Here is a 23,495-nt window from a genome sequence, read left to right as displayed (position 1 = left end):
AATAATTAGTAAAGCTAATTATGAAGCACTCTCTCGGGAGTGCTTTTTTTTGTAACTTTATAGAAGAAAATAGTAAAATGTTTAAAAATTTATTCAATCGAAATAAAGATAAATCAACTAAAGAACAAGAATCAAAAACGATGACTTTCGAAGAAATAATTAATTCAGATAAACCCGTTCTTTTAGATTTTTTTGCAACGTGGTGTGGACCTTGTCAAATGATGGGACCGATATTACAACAAGTAAAAGAAGAATTGGGTGATGATGTCAAAATTCTAAAAGTAGATATTGACAAGTATCAAGATTTAGCAGCACGTTACCAAGTGCAAGGAGTTCCTACGTTTGCTATTTTTAAGAATAGTGAGTTGCTTTGGAAACAAAGTGGTGCTCGACCAAAAGAACAATTGGTTGAGGTGATAAAAAAGTATATTTAAAAACAGGTTTGTGTTTCAACCGAAGTAAAATAAAAAATCCTTCAGAAATTCTGAAGGATTTTTTATTTATTACCATCTCCAATCGCCTGAAATACGAAGTGGAGTTTCTAAATTTCCTTTGATTAAAGCTTCTTTTATCTCTTGTTCATTCCAATGTTTTGAAGGAATTTCTTTCAAATTACTCAATTGATACAATAAATAGGTTTCTAAAATTACATTATTCTTCAATCCAATTTCTTCCACGTAATCAAAAGTATCGCAATTCGCGTGATAACAATTTAAAGCTCCTTTAGCAAATTGACTATCCGATAATCCAATAATTGGTACACCTTGTAACATAAATGGCTGATGATCGGAATGTAAATCTACACTTGCAAATGTTTTCAATTTAAAATCTGGTATCACTTTTTGAACATCTTTTGCATAATTTGATAAAATAGGTAAATTACTTTCCATTGTCGAATAATATGACTTAGGATTTGTTGTCATATCCATATTCGACATTGCTTTAATTTGATTAATAGAACCATCTTTCAACGCTTGATTGACATAATATTTAGATCCTACCAAACCAACTTCTTCACCCATGAATAAAACAAACTCAATAGTTCGATCATTTTCAAGATTTAATTTTTTATATGTTCGTGCAATATCAATCACAGAAAAACTTCCAACACCATTATCAATAGCTCCTGTTGCTAAATCCCAACTATCTAAATGACCTCCTAAAACAATTTTTTCATTTGGAAATTTCGAACCGATTTTTTTTGCAATAATGTTACGACCTTTCATTTGTCCAACATCATTTTTCATTTCGATTTTCGCTATTTCTTTTCCTTTTAATAGATTTTCTTTAATTTTTAAACCGTCTTCTAAACTGATATTAATGGCAGGAATCTTAATAATATCTCCCGTAACCGAGGCTGTTCCTGTTAATAAAATACCACCAGCAGGACGATTAAATAAAATAATTCCTTTTGCTCCGTACTTTTCTGCTAATGCAGTTTTTTCGGAACGATGTAGATTTTCAATTTCTTTAGATGTTCCATCTAACAAACCAAGTGCTGCAAAAACAATTTTTCCTTTTACCTTATCACCTATTTTTTTGTAATCTTGTTCAAGTCCATTTCCTAAATCAATCAGTTCTCCAGAAAGCTTAACATTTGCAGGAGAATGAGCCAAAGCAACCGCTTTTATTGGTTGATTATTAATTTTAAGATCTAAACTCTTACGATTCCATCCACTAAAAGTGAATTCTTGAAAAGACACATCGTAACCATAAGAACGTAATAAATTTGCAGCATATTCTTCTGCTTTCTTTCCATTTTCTGTTCCTGTAGCACGATGACCAATTGTTTCAGTTGCTTTTTTTAATTGTTGATAAGCTTCAGAATTTTGTTGCACTTCATTGTTAATCAAACTCAAGACTTGTTCATTTGTTTGAGCTGATAAGCTTATGGTTGTTGAGATTAAACCAAGAGTGAATAATAATTTCGATTTCATGTGTGAGTATTTCCATAAACTTAAAAAGGATTTTGGAAATAGTTGATAAAATTTTTAGAAAATTTCTAGATGAAATGACAGAATAAAATTCTATTTCCATAATAATTTCAACTCGACTTTATACTTTCCGGCATAAGGTTTAGCGTTTGTTGGTTTTTCAGAAATCGAGAATTGATATACGCCACGCGCAGGTAAATCGAAAATAGTTTCTTTTCCAAAAGGTCCACCTTTGATAGAATCGACAGGTCCTTTGATGTGATTAATTCGAATATTAGCTGTTGAATCTTGTGCTGAAACTTTAATCCAAACTTTTTTTGCAGAGTCAGCATTAAACGTAAATGTATTGGTTTGTCCAGCTAACTTTGTAGGTTCTGCTTTTGCTTTAGCATAACTTACTTCCAAATTTTCGGTTGTATTATTTGCGCTTAACGGAACAATTTTATCTGTATTAGATGCAATTTTTTGAGGTATAGTTTTCACTACCTTCTTAGTAGATTTCATAGGTTTTTCTTCCTCTTTCATCACATCTCCTACAATTGGTTTATCATTTTTCACCAAATTTTTATATGCAGAATCTACTCCAATTTTGCTTGGATAAATTGTAGGGGTAGATTTATCTTCACAACTATAAAAAGTTAATAAGGTAACAAAAGCAATAAAAGTCCATTTCATAACAGCAAAATTCTGTTGTAAAAGTAACTATTTTAACTGCAATTTCAAGGTATATTTTCCTTCAAATGGATCTCCTTGCATTAAACTTTCTCCAATTTTTATTTGATATAAACCTTTTTCAGTCAAATCATAATTGATTTCTCTTCCAAAAGGACCATCACTTTTGTTATTTGGAGAAATAATTTGATTGATTCTAATATTTGCTTGATTATTTTGTGGAATGAGTTGAATTGAAACAAATTTTGAAGAATCATTTCTAAAACTAAACATTTGATCCTCTTTCGCAAATTTTTCTATTTCAAATTCACCTTGTCCGTTTATAAGTTTCAATTCCGAATTATTATAAATTACAGGAGTGGCTAATGCAATTTCTTTTACAGAAGAATCTTTTCTGATTTCTTTATTCGTAACCTCTCCCATGGTAATAGGTTTATTATTGGTCATACAATAAATGAAAATAGCGCCTATGGCAATGGATAGAATAATAATGGGTTTATATTTTTTCATTATTGTAAATTTGTGTTTTAGTTAATTACAAATTCTGATCCAAATTATATGTTGTATTACGAAAATATAGGAAACGGGAAGCCTTTGGTGTTTTTACATGGATTTTTAGAGAATCATAAAATATGGATTCGTTTACAAAATGATTTAAAACAACATTATCAAATCATTACGATTGATTTACCTGGTCATGGAAATTCTGAAAACTTACGTGATATCTATACAATGGAAGAGATGGCTGATGAGGTAATAGATGTTCTGGATGAATTGAAAATTGAAAAAGCAACTTTTATAGGACATTCAATGGGAGGATATGTGACTTGCGCTTTAGCTGAACTTTTCCCTGAACGAGTAGAAAATATTGTTTTGGTTAACTCGTCTACTTTGCCAGATGATGAAGCGAAGAAAAATCAACGTTTGAAAGCTTGCGAAACCGCTCGCCGAAATTTTAATGCATTAGTCAGTTTTAGTATGCCTGCTTTGTTTGCTAATCATCATCGCGAAAATTTTAAAGAGGAATTAAAATTTGTAAAAGAAATTGCTTTAACAACTCCAATAGAAGGAGTTTGTGCTGCCTTAAAAGGAATGCGCGAGCGACCAGATCGCTCATCTATTTTGTATGATTTTAAAGGTGGTATTTACATTATTGTAGGAATGAATGACGAAACAGTCAATCCAGAATTATTTTTAACTTTAATTCCAGATTTGCCTAATATTCATTTATATAAATTTGATGGAGGACATATGGCTTTTATGGAAAATTATGATGAAGTTTTATCGATTCTAAAATCTATTTAACGCTTTCTGATAAAAAATTCTTTCATTAATTGTCCACATTCTTCTTCCATAATTCCTGATACAATTTCAGTTTTTGGATGTAATTCGCCAATTTTTGCTTTAAAGCCTCTTTTTTCATCAGATGCACCATAAACAACTTTCGAGATTTGGCTCCAATACAATGCTCCACCGCACATAACACAAGGCTCTAAAGTGACATATAAAGTACAATCTTGTAAATATTTTCCGCCTAAATAATTCGCAGCAGATGTAATGGCTTGCATTTCTGCATGTGCAGTAACATCGGTTAATGTTTCAGTTAAATTATGCGCTTTTGCAATAATTTTGTTATTGCAAACAATTACAGCTCCAACTGGAATTTCGTCTCTTTCGAAAGCCGTTACAGCTTCATTAAAGGCAATTCTCATAAAATATTCGTCGGTGAAAAGATTTTCCATTTCTATAAAATTTAAAGCAAAAATAGTCATTTCCAACTTGGATATTCGATACATTTGTACAAATTGACGCCACTTTATGAATCAATCAAAATATATCATTGCAGCCATTGTTACCTACTTTATTTGGGGATTTTTTAGTTTCGGATTAAAACCAATTGCAGATTATCCACCTTTGGATATTTTATTTTTTAGATTGTATGTTTCCGTTTTCTTTTTAGTCATCATCAACATTGGGTTTCGTCGAAATAAAATAAAAGCGGATTGGAATTTATTCAAGTCTTTTGAGAAAAAGAAACAGAAGAAATTATGTAGTCTAATTATTGGAGGTTCGCTGATTTTGATGACCAATTGGTTGATGTTTATTATTGTGATGAATCATATTAGTGTGCAAGCGGCATCGCTTTCTTACTTAGTTTGTCCGATTATTACTACTGTTTTGGCGTTTATAATTCTGAAAGAACATTTGACCAAAATAAAATGGATTGCTGTAGGAATTAGTCTTTTAGCTTGCTTCGTTCTTTCTATAGGTCATTTTTTAGATTTAATTTATAGTTTGATTGTAGCTTGTACATTTGCGTTGTATATCATCATTCAGAGAAGTTTGAATGTTTTTGATAGTTTCAATCTATTAATGACACAACTATTAATCGTTGCGATTTTGATGTTGCCTTTGATTTTTATGTTTTCGGGACCAATTCCGACCGAAACAATTTTTTATCAATGTATTATGATGATTGTTGTTTTGTTTACCATAATTCCAATGTTTTTGAACAATTTTGCAGTTAAAGGAATTGATTCTTCAACAGTTGGAATTTTAATCTATTTGAATCCCATTATGAATTTTGTTTTGGCAATTTTCTATTACAAAGAAGCTGTTTCGCCAATGCAAATGATTGGTTACAGCTTGATACTTTTAGCAATTATCGTATTTAATTCGCAGACAATTTTCAAATTAAAAAACATAAAAAAATCCGAAAGTTAACTTTCGGATTTTTTTATGTTTTTACTTAAATCGTTATTTAATGTAAACTGAATTTGGTCCAACTCCAGTTACTATTTCGTTTTGTAATGCACCTGCAGTATTATAAATTAACAAACTCCCTGCACTTGCAAAGTTTTTTGCATCTAAAACATAGATTGAATTATTTTTAACTTCTAATCCATAAATATATGTTGCAGTAGATTTGAATAATCTTGCTGTAGGTAAAGAAGCTGCATTAATAGACATTTTATAAATATCTTTATTTAATGAGTAATACAAATATCCTCCATCTTCAATCAAAAAATCAGGATGCTCAGTTTTGTCAAAAGGCATAGCTGTTGAAACATTATTTGTTAAATTAATTCGAGTTAAAGTTCCTCCAGTCGTATTAATCCCTTTTTCCCAATCAATAATTCCTTGAGAAAGCACAAATAAGTTACTTCCTACTTTTACCATATCCGTCGGTGAATCTCCTACTGGATAATTAGTTTTTATAGATGTATCTAAATCAATAGCATCTACAGATTTACCAAAAACCCCATTTCTTCCACTCGCTTCGTATGCAACATATAGTTTATTGTTGTCAACAATAATGTGACCAGGTCCTTCAGAAACACTTATTTTCTTTACAAATTTATTGTCAGACAAATTATAAATAGCTACGTAATCGTCATTCGGATTTTGTGAATCACCCCAGTTAGAAACATAAAAATATTTATTATCAGTAACAATATATCTCGGGTTAAGAATATTATCTGTAATAGTTGCTACACTTTTAAAATTTGTATTGTCAACAATTTCAACTTTATTAGAATTATTAACCACAACATAGGCTTTATTTCCTTTAATAACCATATTTTGAGCAACATCTCCTAAATTTCTTGAATTCGCTTTTTTGAAAATTTCCTGAAAAGGATTTTTATCTCCTACTATAGTACTTGGATCGTAATAAGTAATATCTGCATTTCCAGCATTATATTTTCCTTCATTCAAAATAAAAATTCCTTTCGCATAATTTCCATTTTCTGGATCATTGTTTGGTCCATCATCATCATTTGAACAAGATTGTAAAAACACTCCAGCTAAAGCTATAAGAGCGATAGCTTTAAATTTAGTCATAGTTTTAAAATTTTATTTTTATTTGTATAGTATAATTTGTGCCTGGTTGCCAACGATTTTCTTGCGTTTGATACTGTTGATTAAACAAATTATTTACTCTAACAGAAACGTTGTAAAGTGGTGAAATAGTATAATTTAAACCTAAATTCGTTAACCAAAAAGCATCAATTGTTTTTTCTTCTTCCGAATCAGTAAAGACTTTACTCGTATAAATATTTTGTACAAAAGCAGATAACTGTTTGTAAGTATATTGCGCACTCGCAGTCCATTTATGATTTGGCGAATACATCAATTCTTTGTTTTTCGATTTATCTTTTGTTTTGGTAAATCCATAGGTCGTATGAAAAGAAAATGCATTCCATTTGTATTTTCCAATCACTTCCAATCCATAAGTTTCAGCTTTACTTATATTGCGAGGAACCCAAAAAGAGGAATTTGATTGACTTGGAATCCACTGAATCATATCATTCAAACTATTGTAAAAAATATTGGTTTGAATGTTTAGGTTTTTGCTGATAAAATCATTTCCAATTTCAAACTGATAAGCTGATTCTGATTTCAAATCTGGATTACCACCAGTTTTCCAAAACAAATCATTGTATGTCGGATTTCTAAAGTTCTTCGAAACATTTCCTCTTAATTGATAAAAATTAATCGGTCGATAATTGAACCCTAACGAATAGATGAAAGGATTTTGATATTTATCCGAAAAATCTTGACGAATACTCGCTTCGTATTTCAATACTTCTGATAATTTATGTTTCGCGATTAATGCAAAATTGAATGAATTTTGATCGCTTTTGCTTAAATTATTTCCACTTCCTTGACTGTAATTTGCTTCCGACAAAACAGCTAACTCGAAATTATGGGTCAATTGATGGCTCAAATAATATTTTAACAGATAATTATCGACTTGTAAATCATCAGAATAAGATGTGTGAATATTGTTAAAATAACTACTTTCTTCTCGTATATAAGCTAATTTTAATTGCGATTGCCATGTTTCATTTGGATTAAAATTCCATTCTGTCATTAGACGATAATCCTGATTTTTATATCCAGAAGGTGTTGAATTTGTATCAACTAAAGGAAATTCACGCTTTCCAAAATTGATCATCGAATAAAGTTTCAATTCATTTTTAGGATTAATTTTATACCCAAAATTTGCGTTAATTGTATTGAAATAATATTTTCCGTTCAAATTCTTCTTCATATGATTCGGAATTTTATAATCATTATCTGATTGATTTCGTTCGTAATCTACCGAAGAACTAAATTTTTCTGAACTATATTTTAATTGATATTTTCCCGACCATGTATCGTAACTTCCGTAACCTAAATTGATTTTCTGTTGAAAACCTTTGTTGTAATCAAATTGATTTAATAAATGAATTGTTCCTCCAATAGAACCTGTTCCATATGCTATACTTCCACCACCTGGTTTTACAAGAATTCCATCAAAAGAGTTGCTCGAAAATAAATTGAAATCTGTTTGACCAGTAGTTTGCGAATTAACATTTATTCCATTCCAAACGACAGCCGTGTGTGAAGCCAAAGTTCCACGAAAAGATGGTGAAGAAACCATTCCTCGACCATTTTCTTTAAAATAAATTGGTGTTTGAGCTTGTAAAACTTGAGTTAGTTGATTAGGGGTTTGTTCTAAAATGCTATCATTTAATTTGATGACACTTTGAGATTGATAATGATTTTTAAGAAAAATATCATTCATAATCAAAGGTTTCAAACTGATGGTATCTGTCTGTGCAAAAGCAATTCCTGCAACCAAATTAAAACAAAGAAAAAATTTTTTCATATTAAAATCTGTTTTTCCTCCGAAAACATTTTCTATTATTAGTTAATTATGGCAGGTTTCCTGACTTATTCTAATCTTTTTATTCTTCTTAATTCTGAATGAATTTGAGAAAAAAGTGTATAGAATTTACAGTTGCGGGGACAGTTTTGGAATTGAACCAAATTCCCTTTTAACTCACTCTTTGAGCACCATTTTGTGCAAATGTAAACAAAAGCGTTTGATTTTATAATAAGTAGATTGTTAAATCGTTAACCTTAAATTAATACCAGATTTATTTTATTTGTACAATATTCAAAATCATTATATCTAGTGATTTTTAATAAAGATGAAGAAATTAAATTTGTAACCAACAACAACAATTTTTTATTTAAAAACTTTAAGACTATGGAAAACAATCAGCCGTACAAATCAGAGAAAAAACTTATTGCAGGAGTTTTAGGAATTATTTTAGGAGTTTTTGCTGTACATAAATTTTATTTAGGTTACACAAAAGAAGGAACAATTCAATTAATTTTAAGTCTTGTAACATGTGGTACTATTGGTAGTTTGACTGGATTAATCGAAGGGATTATCTATTTAACTAAATCTGATGAAGAGTTTGACAAAATATATGTAGAAGGACACAAAGGTTGGTTCTAAAAATCGAATTACATTCTTTTTTAAATATTTTAATCCCAAAAAAATCTAAAGTTATTTTTGGGATTTTTTTTATTGAATCAATTCGTTTTAAATAATTCGCAAGTTTTTTATTACATTTGCTTTAGGAAAAAATATAATAAAGAACGAAATCGCATAAAATGGCAATAAAAACATTTAGAGAAGTAATCGCAGAGGCAATGAGTGAAGAAATGCGTCGCGATGAATCTATTTTTTTAATTGGAGAAGAAGTAGCAGAATACAACGGTGCTTATAAAGCTTCGAAAGGAATGTTAGACGAATTTGGTCCAGAACGTGTAATTGATGCACCAATCGCAGAAGCTGGTTTTTCTGGTATCGCTATTGGTTCTACAATGACAGGATGTCGTCCAATCGTAGAATATATGACTTTCAACTTCTCGTTAGTGTCTATTGATCAAATTATCAATAACGCTGCAAAAATTTATCAAATGTCAGGAGGACAATTCAACTGTCCAATCGTATTTAGAGGACCTACTGCTTCTGCAGGACAATTAGGCGCAACACACTCTCAAGCTTTCGAGAATTGGTATGCAAATGTACCAGGTCTTAAAGTAATAGTACCTTCAAACCCTTACGATGCAAAAGGTTTATTAAAATCTGCAATTCGTGATAACGATCCAGTAATTTTCATGGAATCTGAACAGATGTATGGAGATAAAATGGAAATGCCAGACGAAGAATACACGATCGAAATTGGTAAAGCTGAAATCAAACGTGAAGGAACAGATGTTACATTAGTTTCTTTTGGTAAGATTATTAAGCAAGCTTATATCGCTGCAGATGAATTGGCTAAAGAAGGAATTTCTGTAGAAGTGATTGACTTACGTACAGTTCGTCCATTAGATTATGATACAATCTTCAAATCAGTTAAGAAAACAAATCGTTTGGTAGTTTTAGAAGAAGCTTGGCCGTTTGCTTCAGTAGCATCTGAAATTACATATATGGTACAACAAAAAGCATTCGATTATTTAGATGCACCAATCAAACGTATTACAACTAAAGATACATCAGCACCTTATGCTCCAAACTTATACGAGACTTGGATTCCAAATGCAAAAGATGTTATAGAAGCTGTAAAATCAGTTATGTATAAATAATATAAGATTTATCAACTATATTTGTAAAGTCTAGCATGCATTTTGCTAGGCTTTATTTTTTTAACCAAATCTTATTGATGAAAAGTTATATAACAGCTTTTTTTATAGTTGTTTTAGCGTCTGTACACGCGCAAGTAAAAATTCAAGGAAAGGTAATCGATTCTGAAACGTTGAAACCAATTCCTTATGCAGATATTCGATTACCAGAATTAAAAGTTAGTGCTACATCAAACTCTGATGGTACTTTTTATATTGAATCTACATCAAATACTGAAAAAATAGTTGTTTCTAAAAATGGTTACGAAACAGCTGATTATGTAATCGAAAATAAAATTGATTACAATTTCGTTGCACAATTATTTTTAGCTGCAGATGAAACAGAAACTGATGATGACCAATCAGTAGAACTGAAAGAAGCAGTTATTTCGGCAAAGAAAAAACGACTTAAAAAGAAAGAAAATCCAGCATATGCTATTTTACGAGAAGTATGGAAACGTAAAAAGAAAAACGGATTAAAATTGACCCCTCATTATCAATACGATGAATATGAAAAGTTGCAATTTGATATCAGTAATATCGATTCAGCTTTTATGAAACGTAAAATTTTTAAAGGGATGGAGTTTGTTTTTGAAAAGGTTGATACATCTTCTATCAATGGAAAAACATATTTACCTGCTTTTTTAAATGAATCAATTTATAAAATTTCTGGTATTAACAAACCTTCTACAAAAGAACGTCGTGAATTAATTGCGAATAAAACTTCTGGTTTCGAGAAAAACGAAGTTGTAGCCTCAACTGTAAAAAATCTTTTTAGAGATATTGATATTTATGATAATCGTGTGAATATTTTAGATATCAAATTCGTTAGTCCTATTGCAACTGATGGTTTTGCAGTGTATGATTACGAATTGAAAGACACAGTTGATGTAGATGGTGTTGAATCTTATCGTATCAAATATTATCCTCGTCGTGAAGGTGAATTAACTTTCAAAGGTGAATTGTACATTTCAAAAGATGCTTATGCAGTGAAGGAAGTTGTGATGGAAACAACGAAAGAAATGAATGTAAATTTTGTGCGAAATATTTTCATGAATTTACAATATGATATACCAAACGACTCTATTTTTTATCCTAAGAAAGAATATGCAATGTTGGATATGTCGTTGTTGAGTAAAAAAGAAAGTGCGAAAGGAATTTTTGCGCATAAAACAGTTAATTATTACAATTACGATTTCAATACTACACATCCCGAAGCATATTATTACGAGAAATTAGATCCTGCAAAAGCAGCACTAAACGAAAAAGATAATCAGTTTTGGGCAGAAAGCCGTCCAGAAGCTTTAACAAAAGATCAAGAAGGCATTTACGAAACGTTAGAACAATTAAATAAAGTTCCAAAATTTAATAATATTGTAAAGGCTATAGAGATTTTTGGATCAGGATATTACAATGTTGGAAATGCGATTGATATTGGGAATTTATATTCATCTTTTGGATACAATCAAATCGAAGGTTTTCGCTTAAGAGCAGGTGCTCGTACCTATTTTTCGCAAAATGATATGTGGCGCGCACAAGGTTTCTTGGCTTATGGTTTTGGAGATGATAAATTCAAATATGGAGCAGATTTCCGTTATATGTTCAATAAATACAATCGTTTTCAAGTCGGAATTGGAACAAAACGCGATGTAGAACAATTGGCTGCTACGTTAACGTCTTCGGACGGAATCATGACACGTAGTTTTGCTTCTTCTTCTATTATTAATCAAGGAGATAATACTTATCTAAGTAACAATAATTTGACAAATGTATATGCTTCAATAGAACCTTGGAAAAATGTAACTTTCCGTGTTGATGGAAATTATCAATTAATAAAACCAGCTGATGCAGAACATTTCTCAATCGCTTATGATAAAAATGGACAAATAAAAGAAACGTTAACAAACTCAAGCGTTAGTGTTTCGATAATTGCTCGTCCAGGTGCTAAATATTCACAATATGGGATTGATCGTTACGAAATGACAACACTTGCTCCAACGTTGATGTTACGTTATACAAAAGGATTGAAAGGTGTAATTAATTCAGATTTTGAATACGATAAATTACAATTCTTATACACTCAACCAATTTTAATTGGTTCTTTTGGGAAATCTTTGGTAACAATTGAAGCAGGAAAAACTTTTCAAGGTGTTCCGTTATCATTAATGAGTGCAATACCAGGAAATGAAAGTTATGGACAAGTTTATGGGACATTTTCTCAGTTAGATTACTATGAATTTGTAACAGACGAATATGCAACATTAAACTGGGAACATCACTTTAATGGTTGGATATTGAATAAAGTTCCATTAATCAAAAAATTAAAATTAAGAGAAGTTGGTTTCTTACGTGCAGCTTACGGAGATATTTCCGAAAAAAGTAAAGCAATCAACCATTCAACAATACAATACTTTGCTCCTAATCAACAAATCTACTATGAATACGGGTTTGGAATCGAAAACATTGGTTTTGGAAACATTAGACCTATTCGAGTTGATTTTAATTGGCGCGGAAATTATAATAATTTGCCAGATGTTCGTAAATTTGGCATCACAATCGGTTTAGATTGGAATTTTTAGAAAATAAATAATAAAAAAAGAATATTACAATGACTTTTGATGCAATTATAGAAATCCCTAGAGGATCTCGTAATAAATACGAAATGGATCACGAAACAGGAAGAATTCGTTTTGATCGCGTATTATATTCTCCAATGTTTTACCCAGCAGATTATGGTTTTGTTGAAAATACATTAGGTTTAGATGGAGATCCAATTGATGTGTTAGTTTTCTTAACAGAGCCAACAGTTCCTGGATGTGTAATCGAAGTAAAAACAATCGGTGTTCTTAAAATGTCTGATGACAAAGGACAAGATGAAAAATTAATTTGTGTACCAGTTGCTGATCCAACTTGGAACCAATTAGAAAACATCACTGATATGAATCCTCATACATTGAAAGAAGTTGAGCACTTTTTCAGAGTTTATAAAGACTTAGAAAATAAGACAACAACAATCGAAGGTTACGGTGATAAAGCAGAAGCAGAACAATTATTACAAGACGCAAGAGAGCGTTTTGTGCCAGCTCACTAAGAAATAATCATCATTTCATATAAATAGTCCTCATAATTGAGGACTATTTTTTATAAAGTCTTTTAACAAGGTTCCTTTTGTAATTCAAATTTAAGTTACTAATTTCATCTTAATTAATACTTAGTGAATTATGAAGAAAACTTTTACACTTACCTTAGCATTGCTAGGGCAGATTATTTTTGCGCAATACACAACACCAAACGATGGAAAAACTTATCGCATTGCAGATCTTGATGCCTTAACCAATGACATCACTTTTGACCAAGCTTCAAATAGTTATTTATTGATAAATGATTTAACAATTTCAGCAAACGATACCTTTTTATCTGATGCAGATTATAAATTGATTATTTCTGAAGGAAAATTAATTACTGTTGCAGGTAAAATAGAGGTCAATGCTCCGAAAGAAGTTCTATTTACGTCTGATAATCCAGGAACTACTTATTTTAAAGGTATTCGATTAGAAGAAACTGCTGTTGCAAATTTTAATCATTTTAAGATGCTTTATGGTGGAGGAATTCGTGTTTTAAACGAAGCTTTTACAATGAGCGATTCTGAGGTTTCATATCAATATGGTGGTGCATCTACTGGTGGTGCAATCAATTTCTCTCGAGGAAACCCAATTGTTAAAAATTCTATTTTTAAACACAACATTACACCAGTTGTAGGTTCAGGCGCAAATCAAAGTGTGGCGTTAACATTTGAAAATAATTATTTAGAAGATAATAACAAGGAAAATTCTAATCGTCCGCAAATTAATATGGGCCCAAGTGGTGAAAATCAAACAACTATTATTAGAAATAATACAATTATAGGAAATAGAGCAAATACTCGTGTTGGTGGAATATCTGTTTCTAGTTTATTGAATGTAGTTAGTTTTGCACAAATAGAAAATAATACAATTAGAGATAATCGTTACGGAATTACGATCACTGGAGTTACAGCGGGAGGAAATATTATTAATAATATAATCGAAAATAACAATACAGAGAATTTACCAAACTCTGGTGGAAGTGGAATTTCAATTTCTCAAACGGCTACAGCACCAAAGACTTCTGTTACGATCAAAGGAAATACGATCAAAGGAAATTTGTGGGGAATCACTATTATTGGCAATGGAACTAATATAGACATGACAAATGGATATAATGTATTTGAAAATAATGGAAATACTGGTGTAGATTATGCGTTGTACAATAATTCTGCAAACGATATACCTGCAAAAGGAAATTGTTGGGATCCTATTTTAACCGACGAAAGAGTAGAAAATGTTATTTTTCATAAACCTGATAATCCTGCTTTAGGCTTAGTAGATTATTCTAATTATGCATGCCTTTTAGGGACAAATGAAGTAAAATTAGATAAGATTAAGCTTTATCCAAATCCAAATAATGGCACTTTCACTGTAGATACAAAAGAAAAATCACCTTATCAGATTTTTGATATAAATGGACGATTAATTCATCAAGGAGAATTAAAAATTGGACAAAATAATGTTCAAACTAATTTACCAAAAGGAGTTTATATTCTGAAAACGAATCAAACATCTTCAAAGATTTTGGTGAAATAATTTAAAACGAAAAGGATCTTATTCTCGAATAAGATCCTTTTTATTTATAATAAATAATATAATTCAAAGATTCATTTTTAAAGGTAGTTGATTTTGGTAATTTTATTTTTTTATCAATTAGATAAATATATTGATAAGAAGTTTCTTTTACCTTTAATAGATCAAAGTATGAATATTTTTCTTCACAAGAGCTTTCATCAAAACTTGTTTGTACTCCTAAAAGATAATTATTAATTTCAGAAGATTTAATTTTAATATTTACTGGAAAAATAAATCTTCCATTATATTTTTTTTCCACAAGAAACCATCTATCCTCAACTAAATTTATTGCTGGATTATCCTCTTTTACAATTTTAGGTGAAAAATAATAACTATTATTACAAACAATTCTTCTACCTCTTTTAGAATTAAACAAAAATTCAATTGCAACAATTTCTACTTCTTCTTGTTTTGGTAATTGGAAATTAGAAAGCAACATAATTTCTTCCTTTGTACTTATTAAATGAGGAATAACACTTTTATACTTCGGACGAAATTGATTGTACTTAGAATAGTCAACTAATGCTACTTCTTTTAGATTAATTGTATCAATTTCTTGAGCAAAACTAAAAACTGAAATAAAGAAAAGTAGATAAAATAACTTCATAAACAACTTATTTATAATAAATAACGTAATTTAATCCATAATTTCCAAACAATTCTTGTTTTCGAAAACCTGAAGCTGGGTTATCATTATAATGAACAAATACATCAGATTTTTTTGACGTATTAATCAAATCAAAATAACCATTTCCTTCGGGACAAAAAGGGTTTTCATAAGAAGTTTCTAAACCAATAAAATAGTTTTTTGCTTCTGAAATATTGAGTTTTAAATGAATTGGAAAAATATATTTTCCTTGATAATCTTTATCAACTTCAAACCATTTATCATCTATTAAATTTTTTTTATCATGTAATGATTTTAAAATTATTGGTTTAAAATAATAAAACTCATTGCAATAATTTTTCTTGTCCACTTTTGATTCAAATAAAATTTCGATTGCTAAAATTTCAATTTCTTTTTCGTTGGGAAGTAACAAATTCGAAAATATTTTTAGTCCAAAACTTGTATGATCTGTAAGTCGTAGAACTTGCTTAAATTTTGGACGAAATTGCTTATAATTAGAATAATTTACCACCTCAACTTGATTGAGATTAATCGTGTCCAATTTTTGAGCAAAACTCAACATAGAAAGTAAAAAGAGAATTAGAAATTTCATCAACTTCTTTGTTTCAAAATATCTTTCAATTCTTTTAATTCTGTTAGAATTTCATTATTTTGAATTTCTAACTCTTTTATTCGTTCAGTATTTTTAAAAACATTATCAAAACGCTTAAAAAATAATCGAATAAAAAATAAAATAAATATTAAAACTACTATTAATGTTATATTTTCCATTCTTTAAAAGTATAAAAAAACGACTCAATATTGAGTCGCTCTTGAATTATTTTTACTTTGAAAATAATTAAATCAAGTTCAGAACTTGTTCTAAATCTTCTAATAAATCGTCGATATCTTCGATACCAACAGATAAACGAATTAAATCATCTGTAATTCCAATTTCAGCACGTTTTTCAGCAGGAATAGATGCATGCGTCATCGTTGCTGGGTGATTCGCTAACGACTCTACTCCTCCTAAAGATTCAGCCAACGTGAAAACTTTTAAATTTTCTAAAATTTTGAACGCATCCTCTTTTTTACCAGAAGTTAATGTAAAAGTTACCATTCCTCCGAAATCTTTCATTTGCTTTTTCGCAATTTCGTGTTGTGGATGATTCTCCAAACCTGGATAATACGTATGCGCAACTTTTGGATGATTATCTAAAAACTGAGCGATTTTCATTCCATTTGAACAATGACGATCCATACGCACAGCCAATGTTTTGATTCCACGTAAAACCAAATACGAATCCTGTGGACCTAAAATTCCTCCCGTTGCAAATAAATTGAAGTGAACATCTGTCGCTAATTGATCCGAATTAACAATAATTGCTCCTGCAACTAAATCTGAATGCCCTCCTAAATATTTTGTTGCCGAATGCATCACAATATCTGCTCCTAACTCAATTGGACGTTGCAAATAAGGCGAAGCAAATGTGTTATCAACTGCTACCAATATATCAGCTTTTTTCGCTTTTGATGCATCATTTACAGCTTTGATGTCAACTACTTTCATCAATGGATTTGTTGGTGTCTCTATCCAAACCATTTTTGTGTTATCATTGATCAACGCCACTACGGCATCTACATTTGTCATATCTACAAAATGGAATTTCAATCCAAATTTTTCGTAAACACGAGTAAATAAACGATAAGAACCTCCGTATAAATCGTCCATCGCGATGATTTCATCACCTGGTTTGAACAATTTTAAAACGCCATCAATTGCTGCTAAACCAGAACCAAAAGCAAAACCAGCAACTCCACCTTCGATAGATGCTAAAGCGTTTTCTAAAGCAGTACGTGTAGGATTTGCTCCACGAGAATATTCGTATCCTTTGTAATCTCCAGGCGAACGTTGTGCAAACGTTGATGTTTGATAAATTGGAGTCATTACGGCTCCTGTAGATGGATCATGTTCTTGACCACCATGTATAGCTTTTGTATTGAATTTCATTGTGAATGCTTTTAACTATAACAAATATATGGAGTTTTATTTATTCTTTGTTTTAAAGATTTGTTAGAATTTAATTCGGAAGATTTTTGGATTGAATATGAATATTTTCTACTACATAAATATTAAAAATAGAAGGTTTAGCTTTTACAATTGAATGATTTTTTTTCAAGTCTGCATTTTCTAATTTTTGGAATAAATAGTTATCTAATTTGATTGTTTCATTATTTCCTTTGAAGTTTATTTTTAAATTATAATAATCTCCACCTCTTCTATATCTTCCTTTTTTAATTTCAAAAATTTCACAATTTTCTGTAATTGTTGATTCTTCTGCTAATTGTTTAATAAGATATTTAAATCCAAAATAACTAATCATTGAAATAAAAAATGCTAAAACTAATGATCCTAAAATTTTAAATAATAATTCATTTGATTCAAATAACTTATTTTTAAAAAATGGAATATTAAAAATCAAAAAAATTATGATAACATGAAATAAGTAAAAAATAAAATAATACCAAGTTTTGACATTTAGTAAAATTATTTCATCAGTTATATATAGTAAATATATTATTGCAGTATAGACGAAGAAAATAAATGTAGAATACTTTTCTGCATTTTTACTACTTTTTTGTTCTCGTATTCGTATTTTTTTACTAACAGAATTATTAATATTTCTTCCCATTAACTAAACAATTCATGTAAAACTTGTAATGATTTTGGTTTCTTAAAATTATTGGTGTGAATTTGATAGTACTTCACTAGAATTTCGAGTAAAAGAGAACGTTGTGGTTGATTCAGTATATTTTTAGATTCTTCTGTAAAATTGAGTTCTAATAATTTTTTGAATAAAGCTGTTTCATCTGCTTTCAACATATTGATGGATGAATTAGAATTCGTGAAAAATCCATTTTCTAAATCGAATAGATTTCCTTCTAATTCTAAATTTGGATAAAATCCAAGAAAATGCGTCAATTGAATCAAGAATATCAAGTGAAAATCTGCAAAATCTTCTTTCTTTTGATCGAATTCTTTTAGTGAGTGTTCAATATAAAGGTATAAATCTGGATTATCAGTTTCTTCTTTTAGAACTAAATTTAGAATCTCAGCCAAGAAGAAAACAATCGCAGATTTTATTGGATGAAAATGCAACGATTCGTAATAATAAGAAGTTTGAGCCGACTTTAAGAAAACCAACTGTTGCTCATTTGATTTTGGTTGAAAACTAATATCTATTTCTGCTAGCGGAAAATACAACGAGGTATTTCTCTTCTTTTTAGAGAAAACTCCTTTTGCGATAAATGATTTTAAGCCAAAATTTTGTGTGTAACAACGAATAATTAAACTCGTGTCACCATATTTTAAGCTTGAAAGTACTACGGCTTTAGTTTCTAAAATTTTCATTAACGGACAACTGCAAGTTTCAATGTTTTGGTTTCTGTACCATCTGCATTTGTCATCAAAACTAAGTAAATTCCCGAAGCTACAGGCTTTCCTTTTGCATTATTTGTATTCCATTCTATTACTCCTCCTTCTGCTTTTTTCTCAAAAAGTAAATTTCCAACAACATCCGTAATCTTTACTAGTGCACGATTTGGAAGATTTTTGATTGTAATATTTCCGTTGTACTCTGGACGATATGGATTTGGATAAGCAATTGCATTATTAAAATTATTTGCTTCTGTTGAAACGTCTCCGTTATATGAAACAACACCTTTTTCTGTCGCAAAATATACCTTACCAGTTGTTTCATCAATCGAAATATCATAGACAATATCAGATGGTAAAGGCGAATTTTTAGAAGTAAAATGAAATTTTGTCTCCTCTCCACTCTCCGAAACATAATATATTCCAGCTCCATTCGTTGCGATCCATTTACGATTTGCATTATCAACTTTTATGGAATAAATCCCTACATCTGTTAATAAAGCTTCTGGAATTCCATCTTGAATAATGACAATTGGCTCAGCTGTAAAATTACTATTATCAACAGCAGATTCTATACCATAAGTAACCGCCAAACCTTGCCCTGTACCAATCCATAAATTACCTGTTTTGTCTAAAGCTGAAGACCATACATCGTTAGTTGGTAAAGTCTGCTCACCACTTCTCAAAATACTTCCCAAAAATTCGTACGTATCTTTTCTTAATACAGCAACACCTCCTTCTCTGGCTTGAGGAATATAAATGTATTTGTTATCTATAATTGGAGATAAAGGATTGGATACGCCAGAGTTTATTCGTTTATTTACTTTCCAACTTCCATTTTTTCTTACAATAAGATGATTTATTCTTCCTGAGTTATCACCTTCAAGTAGAGTATGAGATATGAATAAAGTTCCTTCATTGTCAAAAGTAGCACCAGCAATTCTATAAAGTCTTGGAATAGGAGAAGTAATATTGTTTAATATTTTTATAGTTGAACTCCCCTCCATAATAACCTCAAATACACCCACAGCTTTATTAGGATCATCTAAATTTTGATCATAATATGACGATGCTATAAAGTGATTGTCATTCAAAGGATTAACTGCTATATTAACAAAATCTTTTCCATTTTGTAGTTCTTTTGAAGGAAAGTGTATCCAATTATTCTTATTAAAATAACTAAATCCATCCCTATTTCCTTTTGGAGCCACATAAGAATCCATTTCGCCTGGTGCAATCCAAACTTTTCCATTTTTTGTAGTGATGGACCAAGATTTATTATTATATGGTCCATCTGGTGCATACCCAAAAGGATTTTCTATTTCATATTTGTCTTTTATAGAAAAATCAATTAATCCAAATTTTGTAGTTCCGCCATATAATTTATTATTGATAAAAATTCCAGAATTGAAATTCATATTAAAATTTTGTAAGACTCCATTTTCATCTTTTTCTTGATAGATAATACTTTGAGGCTCTCCATTCAAAATAGATACTTGATTATTCTGAGTAATGATTAATTGTTCATTTGATGATTTCAAATCTTCAATAAAATTATAACTCTGAGAATACCCATTAATAGATCTCAAATTATTGTTTTCAGAATAATAAATATCATCATTAAATAACTCTATATTCGAAATATTTCCTGAGACAATAGGATTTCCCCAACTAATAAAATTAGGATTATTTAATTTTTTAGATGTCAGTTCACTCGAATAAATACCTTTATCTGTAGCAATATAAAGCTTGTTTCCAAAAGTTGTTGCATCATTTACAACTTCAACAACAGAATTTGTACGAGTCGTTTCTTTAAATTCTTCATCTTTCAAATCATAAGAAACAATTCCGAAAGCACCAGAAATAAAAGCTATTCCTTCATGAATTAATATATGATTCACTTTTTTATTACCACTGAAACCATTCCATTTGATATCCAAAACCATTGTCGATTCACCAGATCTTAATAAATCCAATCCTCCGTTTTCGTAACCAACTAAAAACGAATCAGAATCTTTATCATAAGCCATCGCAGAAACACTTACATTATTCAAAAAATTGGTTTTGTTTAACTTAATCCAATCATTGGTTGGATTTTGAGGATTAAATAAGAAAATTCCGTTTTCAGTTCCACAATAAATCACCCCATTCACTTCTTCCAACAATTTCACATTATTGTAAGAAAAAAGATCGTTCCAACGCACTTTATCATTTTGAGCGTTTAAACTTGTGAAAATCATGGTAATAAAAATGAACAATTTTGTCTTCATAATGCACAAAAATACTGTAATTTATAACAAAATAACTTGCTAAAAATTGTATTACGTGTTACAATAAATCATAAAATTTACCAGGAAGTGTCGAAATTATTTGCTTTAACTCCAAATCCAATAATACAGGCATCATTTCATATGACTTTAAATTTAGATCAAAAGACATTTTATCGATATGTTGTTTTCCATTGGTTTTAATATAATTAACAATTAAAAGTTCTTGGTCAGAAAACTCAATAAACAAATCCATTTGTTTTGGTTTTTTCTTCGAATTGAAATTAAAATAATTAATAATATCCTTCGAATTTTCGACCAAATATGCTTGATGGGACTTTATCAAATAATTACATCCAACACTCAACGTATCTGTTGACTTACCAGGCAAGGCAAACACTTCTCGGTTATATTCGTTCGCAAATTTTGATGTTACCAAACTTCCGCCTTTAAAAGCAGATTCTACAACAATTGTAATATCCGATAAACCTGCAATAATCCGATTTCGTTGAAGAAAAGCTTCAGGAGAAGCAATTTTAAAACTTGGTTGCTCCGTAATCCAACCTCCATTTTGTAATATTTCTAACGCAACTTTTTTGTGAGCTGCTGGATAGATTCGTTCAAAATTTGTTCCCATTACCGACCACGTTGATAACTTATTTTTAAGTGCATTTGTATGTGCTTCTATATCGCAACCATATGCCAAACCACTTACAATTGTAACATCAAAATCCGCTAAACCTTCGATTAATTCTGAAATAAAAGTTCGTCCATAATTGGTCATTTTTCGCGTTCCAACAATTGAAATCTTTTTATTATTGAATAAATTAAACTCTAAATTTCCTTTACAAAAAATCACCAAAGGCGCATCAATACATTCTTTTAACAATTGTGGATAACTATCATCATAAAAAGTTAAAATATTGATTTGATTATTTTTACAATATTCAATTTCATTAAAAGCTAAATCTAACCATTTTTTATTGCCAAAATCTTTGCTTAATTGCTGTCCAATTCCCGAAATTTGCATCAAATCTTTTGGTTTACAATTCCAAGCAGTTTCTGCAGAACCAAAAAATTGAATAATTTTTCGTGCTGTGATATCACCAATTCTTTTCTGAAATGAAAATGCTAATATGTAAGGTAAATCGGTTTGCATTTTGTTAAATTATTAATATTAAACCAACTAAGTGTAATTTTAAGTATTTATTTTTTGCTAAATCTAAAAAAAATGTTAATTTCGTAGTATGAGGTTAGAAGAGCATATTAGTCAATTATTATTTCAGCACGATTGCGTAATCGTTCCAAACTTTGGTGCGTTTATCTCAAATGCTGCTAATGTGGCGTTTTATGAACAAACAAACACATTTATTCCACCAAGAAAAGAGCTTTCTTTCAATTCAACTTTAACAAAAAGTGATGGAGTTTTGGTGAGTAAAATTGTACAAGATGAACCAATGTCGTTTGAAAATGCACAAACATTTTTGAATGAACAAGTTTATTTTTGGCAAGAGCATTTGAAAAATGGAAAAGTTTTAACCTTACAAAATATCGGATCATTACAATTTAATGAAGCTGGAAAAATTGACTTCAAACCAGAAAATGCTCAAAATTATTTCATTGCCGCTTACGGTCTTTCAAATTTACAAGCCAATTACATTTTAGATTCTTCTAAAACTAAAACCTCGAACAAACACATGTCAAAATTTTTAGCCGCAGCCTCATTAATTCCCATTATTGTTGGTGGCTTCTTATATTTTAATACGCCGCAACCCGTGCAAGAATTTGTAACAGAACAATGGAGCGGTTTAGTTTTACCAATGATTGGTAAAGATGACGTAACCAAAACTGATAAACCTACAGTGCAATATGATGTGTATAATATGCCACAAACGATTGCTGAGCCTTCTTTGGTTGAATATCAAATTGCTGAAACAGTTACAAAAACAGATACAATTGAAACACCTAAAAAAGTTGAAATTACAGTTGTAAAGGAAACGAAACTGAATGAAACTGAAAAGGAAATTACGGCAATTGTAAAGGAAAAACCATCAACAAAAGAGGTTGTTAAAACAGAAACTAAAAAATTAACAAAAGTTGAATCTCCAAAAAAAGAGGACATTAAAACTGTTGATAAAAAAGAAATTGCAACTAAAACCGTTTCAAAATCTACTAATAAAAAATTTCAAGTAATCGCGGCTTCATTGAAACGTCAAGAAGATGCTGATCGCTTGGTTGGTGAATTAAAAAAACAAGGTTACAAAGATGCTGGAATTTCTTATGTAAAAGGTCGCTATTATTATGTTACATATAGCAGTTTTAATAACATGGATGAAGCACAAAAATATATGAATGATGTGAATAAAAAATCGCCTGGAACTTGGGTGAGAACTGAAAATTAAATCATTTTTT

23 protein-coding genes and 1 riboswitch are annotated in these 23,495 nt (G+C 30.0%); of the genes, 9 read left to right on the top strand and 14 right to left on the bottom strand.

Translation table 11 applies throughout. From position 1 onward, the window contains the following. The first annotated feature begins 77 nt into the window (after window positions 1-77). The gene (gene trxA / locus AC2I98_RS12050) at window positions 78-434 is read left to right on the top strand and encodes a thioredoxin (protein WP_486411916.1); all 357 of its coding nucleotides are present in this window, start codon (window positions 78-80) and stop codon (window positions 432-434) included. A gap of 69 nt (window positions 435-503) precedes the next feature. On the opposite strand, the gene AC2I98_RS12045 is transcribed toward trxA, so the two are convergent. The 3 genes from AC2I98_RS12045 to AC2I98_RS12035 all read right to left on the bottom strand — a co-directional run bounded on the left by AC2I98_RS12045 (window position 504) and on the right by AC2I98_RS12035 (window position 3,116). Then, the gene (locus tag AC2I98_RS12045) at window positions 504-1,937 is read right to left on the bottom strand and encodes a M28 family peptidase (protein WP_486411915.1); all 1,434 of its coding nucleotides are present in this window, start codon (window positions 1,935-1,937) and stop codon (window positions 504-506) included. Between the two features lie 90 nt (window positions 1,938-2,027). Beyond that, window positions 2,028-2,609 (bottom strand): hypothetical protein, encoded by a 582-nt coding sequence (locus tag AC2I98_RS12040; protein WP_486411914.1) that lies wholly within the window; start codon window positions 2,607-2,609, stop codon window positions 2,028-2,030. A gap of 27 nt (window positions 2,610-2,636) precedes the next feature. Further along, window positions 2,637-3,116: a hypothetical protein gene (locus tag AC2I98_RS12035; protein WP_486411913.1), complete on the bottom strand. Its 480-nt coding sequence runs from the start codon at window positions 3,114-3,116 to the stop codon at window positions 2,637-2,639. 48 nt (window positions 3,117-3,164) lie between these two features. Between AC2I98_RS12035 and AC2I98_RS12030 the strand changes: the two genes are divergently transcribed. Further along, entirely contained in the window at window positions 3,165-3,911 is a 747-nt protein-coding gene (locus tag AC2I98_RS12030; RefSeq protein ID WP_486411912.1) for an alpha/beta fold hydrolase, read from the top strand. Here the strand turns inward: AC2I98_RS12030 and AC2I98_RS12025 are convergent. After that, window positions 3,908-4,348 (bottom strand): nucleoside deaminase, encoded by a 441-nt coding sequence (locus AC2I98_RS12025; protein WP_486411911.1) that lies wholly within the window; start codon window positions 4,346-4,348, stop codon window positions 3,908-3,910. The genes AC2I98_RS12030 and AC2I98_RS12025 overlap by 4 nt on opposite strands. A gap of 76 nt (window positions 4,349-4,424) precedes the next feature. Here AC2I98_RS12025 and AC2I98_RS12020 point away from each other — a divergent pair, with 76 nt between their 5' ends. Then, a complete protein-coding gene (locus AC2I98_RS12020; RefSeq protein WP_486411910.1) occupies window positions 4,425-5,330 on the top strand; it encodes an EamA family transporter in 906 nt (301 codons plus the stop codon). 33 nt (window positions 5,331-5,363) lie between these two features. On the opposite strand, the gene AC2I98_RS12015 is transcribed toward AC2I98_RS12020, so the two are convergent. Next, entirely contained in the window at window positions 5,364-6,449 is a 1,086-nt protein-coding gene (locus AC2I98_RS12015; RefSeq protein ID WP_486411909.1) for a YncE family protein, read from the bottom strand. Between the two features lie 4 nt (window positions 6,450-6,453). Next, the gene (locus AC2I98_RS12010) at window positions 6,454-8,262 is read right to left on the bottom strand and encodes a TonB-dependent receptor (protein WP_486411908.1); all 1,809 of its coding nucleotides are present in this window, start codon (window positions 8,260-8,262) and stop codon (window positions 6,454-6,456) included. Between the two features lie 33 nt (window positions 8,263-8,295). Further along, a riboswitch (cobalamin riboswitch) is annotated at window positions 8,296-8,470 on the bottom strand. Window positions 8,471-8,646: 176 nt separating this feature from the next. On the opposite strand from AC2I98_RS12010, the gene AC2I98_RS12005 reads away from it, so the two are divergent. From AC2I98_RS12005 to AC2I98_RS11985, 5 genes are all read left to right on the top strand, one after another. Further along, a complete protein-coding gene (locus AC2I98_RS12005) occupies window positions 8,647-8,901 on the top strand; it encodes a TM2 domain-containing protein (RefSeq protein ID WP_486411907.1) in 255 nt (84 codons plus the stop codon). Between the two features lie 158 nt (window positions 8,902-9,059). Next, a complete protein-coding gene (locus tag AC2I98_RS12000; protein ID WP_019974766.1) occupies window positions 9,060-10,037 on the top strand; it encodes a pyruvate dehydrogenase complex E1 component subunit beta in 978 nt (325 codons plus the stop codon). Between the two features lie 77 nt (window positions 10,038-10,114). After that, complete coding sequence (locus AC2I98_RS11995; RefSeq protein ID WP_486411906.1) at window positions 10,115-12,652, top strand: DUF5686 family protein; 2,538 nt, start codon at window positions 10,115-10,117, stop codon at window positions 12,650-12,652. A 29-nt stretch (window positions 12,653-12,681) separates the two neighbouring features. Next, window positions 12,682-13,164, top strand: coding sequence for an inorganic diphosphatase (locus tag AC2I98_RS11990; RefSeq protein ID WP_038336778.1), 483 nt, complete (start codon window positions 12,682-12,684; stop codon window positions 13,162-13,164). 130 nt (window positions 13,165-13,294) lie between these two features. Beyond that, on the top strand, window positions 13,295-14,734 hold the full coding sequence (locus tag AC2I98_RS11985; protein ID WP_486411905.1) for a T9SS type A sorting domain-containing protein: 1,440 nt from the start codon (window positions 13,295-13,297) through the stop codon (window positions 14,732-14,734). A 40-nt stretch (window positions 14,735-14,774) separates the two neighbouring features. On the opposite strand, the gene AC2I98_RS11980 is transcribed toward AC2I98_RS11985, so the two are convergent. The 8 genes from AC2I98_RS11980 to dprA all read right to left on the bottom strand — a co-directional run bounded on the left by AC2I98_RS11980 (window position 14,775) and on the right by dprA (window position 22,242). Further along, on the bottom strand, window positions 14,775-15,380 hold the full coding sequence (locus tag AC2I98_RS11980; protein ID WP_486411904.1) for a hypothetical protein: 606 nt from the start codon (window positions 15,378-15,380) through the stop codon (window positions 14,775-14,777). A gap of 7 nt (window positions 15,381-15,387) precedes the next feature. Then, on the bottom strand, window positions 15,388-15,993 hold the full coding sequence (locus AC2I98_RS11975) for a hypothetical protein (RefSeq protein WP_486411903.1): 606 nt from the start codon (window positions 15,991-15,993) through the stop codon (window positions 15,388-15,390). After that, window positions 15,993-16,172 (bottom strand): hypothetical protein, encoded by a 180-nt coding sequence (locus AC2I98_RS11970; protein ID WP_486411902.1) that lies wholly within the window; start codon window positions 16,170-16,172, stop codon window positions 15,993-15,995. The genes AC2I98_RS11975 and AC2I98_RS11970 overlap by 1 nt, the downstream gene beginning before the upstream one ends. 67 nt (window positions 16,173-16,239) lie before the next feature. Next, window positions 16,240-17,391 (bottom strand): cystathionine gamma-synthase, encoded by a 1,152-nt coding sequence (locus AC2I98_RS11965; protein ID WP_486411901.1) that lies wholly within the window; start codon window positions 17,389-17,391, stop codon window positions 16,240-16,242. A 70-nt stretch (window positions 17,392-17,461) separates the two neighbouring features. After that, window positions 17,462-18,073, bottom strand: coding sequence for a hypothetical protein (locus AC2I98_RS11960; protein WP_486411900.1), 612 nt, complete (start codon window positions 18,071-18,073; stop codon window positions 17,462-17,464). Beyond that, the gene (gene recO, locus AC2I98_RS11955; protein ID WP_486411899.1) at window positions 18,073-18,792 is read right to left on the bottom strand and encodes a DNA repair protein RecO; all 720 of its coding nucleotides are present in this window, start codon (window positions 18,790-18,792) and stop codon (window positions 18,073-18,075) included. Before recO ends, AC2I98_RS11960 begins: the two co-directional genes overlap by 1 nt. After that, complete coding sequence (gene porZ, locus AC2I98_RS11950) at window positions 18,792-21,086, bottom strand: type IX secretion system anionic LPS delivery protein PorZ (protein WP_486411898.1); 2,295 nt, start codon at window positions 21,084-21,086, stop codon at window positions 18,792-18,794. Before porZ ends, recO begins: the two co-directional genes overlap by 1 nt. Before the next feature lie 58 nt (window positions 21,087-21,144). Next, complete coding sequence (dprA, locus tag AC2I98_RS11945; RefSeq protein ID WP_486411897.1) at window positions 21,145-22,242, bottom strand: DNA-processing protein DprA; 1,098 nt, start codon at window positions 22,240-22,242, stop codon at window positions 21,145-21,147. 88 nt (window positions 22,243-22,330) lie between these two features. Here dprA and AC2I98_RS11940 point away from each other — a divergent pair, with 88 nt between their 5' ends. Further along, window positions 22,331-23,485 carry an HU domain-containing protein gene (locus AC2I98_RS11940; RefSeq protein ID WP_486411896.1) on the top strand — a complete coding sequence of 385 codons (1,155 nt, stop codon included), beginning with the start codon at window positions 22,331-22,333 and terminating at the stop codon, window positions 23,483-23,485. The last annotated feature ends 10 nt before the right edge of the window (window positions 23,486-23,495 follow it).

The organism is Empedobacter sp. EJD.6dd (genome assembly GCF_057369435.1).
The sequence above is the reverse complement of the archived record's forward strand: the minus strand, read 5'-3'. Positions and strand labels throughout refer to the sequence as shown.